Source organism: Selenomonadales bacterium (genome assembly GCA_017442105.1).
Lineage (GTDB): Bacteria > Bacillota > Negativicutes > RGIG982 > RGIG982 > RGIG982.
This window is the reverse complement of the sequence record JAFSAX010000064.1, coordinates 1-5,869: the sequence shown is the minus strand read 5'-3', so window position 1 is coordinate 5,869 and position 5,869 is coordinate 1. Positions and strand designations below refer to the sequence as shown.

The 5,869-nt window shown below is 43.6% G+C and carries 6 protein-coding genes; all 6 read right to left on the bottom strand.

What is annotated here, in order from left to right; genetic code table 11:
- Positions 1–827, bottom strand: an 827-nt coding sequence (gene rsgA, locus IJN28_02770) for a ribosome small subunit-dependent GTPase A (GenBank protein MBQ6712695.1), incomplete at its 3' end; no start/stop codon positions are given.
- Between the two features lie 18 nt (positions 828–845).
- Positions 846–2,723 carry a Stk1 family PASTA domain-containing Ser/Thr kinase gene (gene pknB, locus IJN28_02765; GenBank protein MBQ6712694.1) on the bottom strand — a complete coding sequence of 626 codons (1,878 nt, stop codon included), beginning with the start codon at positions 2,721–2,723 and terminating at the stop codon, positions 846–848.
- A gap of 22 nt (positions 2,724–2,745) precedes the next feature.
- Positions 2,746–3,474, bottom strand: a complete 729-nt coding sequence (locus tag IJN28_02760) for a Stp1/IreP family PP2C-type Ser/Thr phosphatase (protein MBQ6712693.1) — start codon at positions 3,472–3,474, stop codon at positions 2,746–2,748.
- 28 nt (positions 3,475–3,502) lie between these two features.
- The gene (locus IJN28_02755; GenBank protein ID MBQ6712692.1) at positions 3,503–4,249 is read right to left on the bottom strand and encodes a DUF3662 domain-containing protein; all 747 of its coding nucleotides are present in this window, start codon (positions 4,247–4,249) and stop codon (positions 3,503–3,505) included.
- Positions 4,250–4,308: 59 nt separating this feature from the next.
- Positions 4,309–5,355: a 23S rRNA (adenine(2503)-C(2))-methyltransferase RlmN gene (gene rlmN, locus IJN28_02750; GenBank protein MBQ6712691.1), complete on the bottom strand. Its 1,047-nt coding sequence runs from the start codon at positions 5,353–5,355 to the stop codon at positions 4,309–4,311.
- On the bottom strand, positions 5,352–5,869 hold a 518-nt coding region (locus IJN28_02745), incomplete at its 5' end, for a 16S rRNA (cytosine(967)-C(5))-methyltransferase RsmB (protein ID MBQ6712690.1). The genes rlmN and IJN28_02745, both read right to left, overlap by 4 nt.

Here is a 5,869-nt window from a genome sequence, read left to right as displayed (position 1 = left end):
TCCAGATAGCTTTGATATCGTTGCTGCTTGATATCTCCACGCTCTACCGCCTCTTTAACGCCGCAGGACGGTTCATGAGAATGCAAACATGGCGAGAAACGACATTGTTCATATGGACGGAATTCGGGGAAACACGATGCAAGCACTGTTTCCTCCATCTCGAATTCAGTATAGCTGAAACCGGGTGTATCAACGACATAACCACCACCGCTAAGAGGCAAAAGCTGTGCAAATCGGGTCGTATGTTTACCGCGGCCGATCTTTTCGCTGACAGAACCTGTTGCAAGTTTAAAGGTCGGTTCTACCAAATTGAGAAGGCTTGATTTGCCAACACCCGATGGACCTGCAAATACAGTGATTTTATCGGCAAGTGCAGTTTTCAGCATGTCGATATTGCGTTCTTCGTGCGCCGATAAGAGCAGTACGGTATATCCGATCGCACGATATTCTTCAGCAATACGATTCGCTTCTTTTTCGGCAAGCTCGACTTTATTCAAGCATATGACGATGGGGATATCAGAATGTTCGGCAAGAACCAAAAAACGATTCAACAGTTTCAGATTCACATCGGGATCTTTTATCGCAAACATCAAGAAAACTTGACTGATATTTGCAATAGTCGGACGTTCCAAAAGCGTCTTGCGCGGAAGGATCTTTTCAATGATTCCTTTTTCCTGTCCTAAGTCCTCGAATTCTACATAATCACCAACATATACTTTTTCTCGTTGTTTTTTCATTTTGCCTCGCGTCTTACATTCGAATACCGACGCATCTGTGCGTACATAATGATATCCGTTATACGCACGTATTACAACACCTTGTGGCAAATGAGTTTCCTCCCTGTTTTATAAATACTCTTCCTGTATAAGAGCTCCGTCGACATAGATTTGTACGCGAACATTTCCATATCCGACTACACGTTTATTGATACGATCTCCCGACTTATGTGTTCGTTCGTAGATAGTATCTCGACCAGATTCGTCCGTTACAATGATCTGTACCAACTGTTTCGAACTACCTTTCGGAACTTTGAACTGGATCGTTTCCGCTTTTCTGTCTACCGGACCTTTCGATACGGTAAAGTTAACGGCAGAGCCTTCTTTCACTTCCGTACCTGCTTCAGGACTCTGACGAACGATCGTGCCTTTCGATTTTGTGCCGGCGACTTCCGTGATCTTACCTTCTTTCAAATTTAAGTCAACAAGCTGTTTTTTTACACTTGATAAACGACTGCCTGTGAAATCGGGTAATTCGACCATTTTTTCAATACGACAAACAATAAGATCGATCTTTTGTGTTTTCTTGATCTGTGCAGGAGAACGTGGATTTTGATCGATGACTGTATTATTGGGAACTGTTTTATCGTTTACTTCTTCAATGCGACCAATGATAAATCCGGCATTGCGCAGCGTCAATTCCGCTTCACGGAGTGCCAACGTGCGAACATCGGGAACAACAACTACTTCCTCACCTTTGCTGACATAGATCGTAATTGTTCTATCCTCTTTAACATGGCTGTTTGCATCGGGTGTCTGTGAAATGACAACTCCTTCTACGACATTATCATCGAATTGTTCTGTGACGGATACACGCAATTTATTTTCACTTAAAATATGTTTGGCATCATCTATCGTTTTTCCGACAACATTCGGAACGATGACATCTTCCGAACTCCAGAATTTTCCGTATGCCAAAAAGCTTCCCAAAAGAAAGCTTGCGATCAAAACGATAGCGATCGCTATACCCCATTTCTTTTTATTGCTGCTATTAGGGCTACCTTTTCTCGTTTCGGCACGTGTCGGGGCACTCTCTTCCAATTGCTCGTCTGTAATGCGAGGCAGCAGTATCGTTGGACATTCGGAATCAGATTGCAGGCGAACATCTTCCGCATGAAGTGCTTCTGCGGCTTTTAAGTCGACAATCATTTCACCCATAGTCTGATAACGATTTGATGGAGATTTTTCAAGCGCTTTCATAACAACAGCTTCTGCCAACGGAGAGATGTTAGTCTGCCAACTGCTCGGCGGTGTCGGGATCTCTTGTATCTGTTTCATAGCTACGATAACAGGGTCTTGTCCGCTAAACGGAGCATGACCTGTTAACATTTCGTAGAGCACGATCCCGAGCGAATAGAGATCGGATCGTGCATCGGCCATCTGACCGCGTGCCTGTTCCGGTGACAGATACGGCGCAGACCCCATGATGAATCCTACATTTGTATGTTTGGCTGTCGAGGTTGCCGCCTGTGCAATACCGAAGTCGGTTACCTTAACACGACCTGTATTTGTGATCAAGATGTTGTGTGGCTTGATGTCACAATGCACAAGACGATTTTCATGTGCATGTTCCAAGGCTTCTGCGATCTCACGAGCGATCCTCAGAGCTTCTTTTTCGCTGAGCGCACCATCTCTGTCTATCTTCTTTTTCAGCGTTTCGCCGTCTACATATTCCATTACAATATAGTCGATATCGCCGTCATGTCCGACGTCATACATCGTAACGATGTTCGGATGCGACAATTTTGCAACAGATTGTGCTTCCATACGAAATCTCGCAATAAAGTCACGGAAATCATCATTATGCACAACAACATCATCACGGAGCATTTTGACTGCTACCGAGCGATCAAGTATCTCGTCATATGCTCGATATACGTACGCCATACCGCCTGTACCGATAGATTCCATTATCGTATAACGGTCCGTCAATGTACGATTGATCATCTTGCCACCTCCTTCTCTTTATTTATGTATCTTGTTTTCTACCTTTTTCTTTTTTACCCAACAAAACAGTAATATTATCATTCCCGCCATTTTCATTGGCACGGTCGATGAGTTCTGCAGGCAGAGATTCGATATCTTCACCACTTTTCTCCAACATTGCACAGATATCAGCTTCCGAAACCATATTCGTCAATCCGTCACTGCACAGAAGGATAATATCTTCCGTAAAAAGCGGGAACGAACCCGTATCAACTTCTATTTCACTATCAGCGCCGATCGCGCGCATTAAAAGATTGCGCTTGGGATGCGTTTCAGCTTCTTCTTTGGTGATCTGTCCGCTGCGTTCAAGCTCACCGACGAAAGAATGGTCTTGTGTGATCTGATGAAGTTTGCCATCACGATAAAGATAGAATCGACTGTCGCCAACATGTGCCCAGTGGATAATGTCATCTTTTTCATAGCAAATGATCATCGTTGTTCCCATACCGCTGTAATCGCTGTTTGATTCTGAAGCATGGTATACGACATCATTTGCCTTAATAATCGACAGGCGAAGCGTATCTTCGTCTATCGTATCCTGCGTATCTAAAAATGTCGTAACAGAACGAGTTGCCATCTTGCTTGCGATCTCCCCCGCAGCATGACCGCCCATTCCATCAGCAACAATAGCCAAATGAGGGGCATCGAATGTATAAAAATCTTCGTTTAGTTGTCTTATTTTACCAACATCTGATTTTCCGCAAAACCACATTTTATCCACCTCATATCAGCCGTTATTTTCACATTAACTCGTATTCGATAACCGTATTACCAACCTTGATAATATCACCTGCATGAAGAACTTGCTTGATGATCTGTACTTCATTAAGATATGTTCCGTTCAGACTTCTGGCATCATGTAATATATGATTTCCGGCTTCTTTGATAATATAAGCATGAAGACGAGAAACACTGCCATCGGTCAATACGAGATCGTTATTTTCACGACGTCCGATATTTACGCGATTATCTGCAAATACAAAACGTTTCCCGATATCCGCACCTTCAATGACACAAATGACAGCTTGTTTTTCGGCAGCTTTGGTCTGCATCGTTGAAACTTTATCAAACACACGCGTAGAATCACAGTCATTAGACTCATTTTCTACGATCTGTTTTTCATCATTATTAACAGGCAAAGAAACCTCAGAAATCACTTCCTCTTTATCGCGCACGACAAACTGAAACGATAACGTACCTTGTGTACGATAACGAAGTTTCTCCAGCTCTTCCGCAAGACAGACAAGCACTCTGGCTTGCAGCGGAGCTGCAATATCAACAATCGTTCGATATTCCGCCTCGGTAACAGCAAACGTATATTGATTCGGCACAAGTATTCCGTTTACGGTCGTAACTTTAGACTGTTCTGCTTCGAGGAGCAACTGCGCTACGATCTCTGACGGAAAAAATCCTTGCGGAATCGGTTTGTTGCAAAGATGTTCTTTGCATTTTTCAATTATTGTATTGACGGTCTGCTTCAAAGCCATATTGTCACCTCATGCCATGAATTTATTTTATTATAAAGTACATATTTACTCAAAAACAACTACTTTTTCTGTTTGAGATATTGGTTGCGCAACTGTCCGCAAGCCGCGTTAATATCTGTTCCCATCTCTTTACGAATTGTAGTCTGTATTTTATGATTTTGCAGATATGAACAGAATTGATTGATTTTGGCAAGGGACGGTCTGTTAAGACCTCTTTCAGGGACGGGATTAACAGGGATCAAATTGACATTTGCATTCTGACCGCGAAGGCGTCTGACAAGCTCATCGGCACAAGACGTCATATCATTCTTGCCGTCAATGAGCGTATATTCATACGTGATGCGTCTGCCTGTCTTTTCATAATATGCTTCACTTGCTCGAAGTACCTCATCAATACCGTATTTACGATTGATCGGCATGATCTCCGAACGTATCTCATCGTTCGGTGCATGGAGCGAGATCGACAATGTGATCGGCAACCCCTCTTCTGCCAAACGATAGATCGACGGTACGATACCGCAAGTAGATAGCGTCATACTGCGGTAACTGAGCCCCATCGTATACGGCTCATGACAAAGGCGCAAAAAGCGTACGACATTATCGTAATTGACGAGCGGTTCGCCCGATCCCATCAATACGATGCTCGTAACGTGCTGTCCTTCTTCGCCAAGCATCTTCTGAACAAAAAGAAGCTGCGATAGTATTTCTCCTGCTGTCAGATTGCGTTTAAGACCTGCAAGCGTTGAGGCACAGAAAAGACATCCCATTGCACAACCCACTTGTGTTGATAAGCATACGCTATTGCCGTACGGTTGACGCATCAAGACAGTTTCTGCCGTTTCACCGTCAGCAAACGAGAATAAGAATTTGATCGTCTTGTTGTCTGCCGATACTTTTTGGCGCACACAAGAAACACGTTCTATAACGAAATGATCCTCAAGAACTGCCTGCATCTTTTTAGACAGCGTTGTTATTTCGCTGAACGAAGACGCATGATGACGATACATCCATTCCGCGATCTGTTTGGCACGATATTTTTCTAATTTATGTTCACGAATCTGTTCCGCGATTTCTTCTTGGAACAATCCGAATAAGTTCGTTTTCATATTGCCTCCGTTTTCTTACGCATACGTGCTAAGAAAAATCCGTCTGTATGGTCGATATGCGGTAAGAACTGTATCCATTTCGTATCACTTTGTTTTTTGCACGGAATCGTTTCCAAAACAAATTCCGTATGCTTCATAAGGAATGCTTCTACAACCATCTGATTTTCTTCCGGTTCGATCGTACACGTGCTGTACACGAGCGTACCACCGTCTTTGACACATTCGGATGCATGCTCTAAGATCGCTAACTGAAGTTTGGGAAGCTCTGTTAGCAGTTCTTCTGACTTGCGCCAACGCGAATCGGGTTTGCGGCGAAGTACACCGAGTCCCGAACACGGTGCATCGACAAGCACACAGTCGGCTTTGCTCTTCCATTCTCCCGGAAGAGTAAGTGCATCCTTCTCTTGCGTTTCAATGATAGAGATACCCAGACGAGCGGCATTTTCTTCTATCTTAGGAAGCTTATGACCATGGATATCAAACGCCATGATCTTGCCTGTATTTTTCATCAGCT

Bases quoted from the DNA above. Each gene is read 5' to 3' on its own strand.
- rlmN (MBQ6712691.1), bottom strand. From the start codon at position 5,355: ATGAAAACGAACTTATTCGGATTGTTCCAAGAAGAAATCGCGGAACAG.
- IJN28_02755 (MBQ6712692.1), bottom strand. From the start codon at position 4,249: ATGGCTTTGAAGCAGACCGTCAATACAATAATTGAAAAATGCAAAGAA.
- IJN28_02760 (MBQ6712693.1), bottom strand. From the start codon at position 3,474: ATGTGGTTTTGCGGAAAATCAGATGTTGGTAAAATAAGACAACTAAAC.
- pknB (MBQ6712694.1), bottom strand. From the start codon at position 2,723: ATGATCAATCGTACATTGACGGACCGTTATACGATAATGGAATCTATC.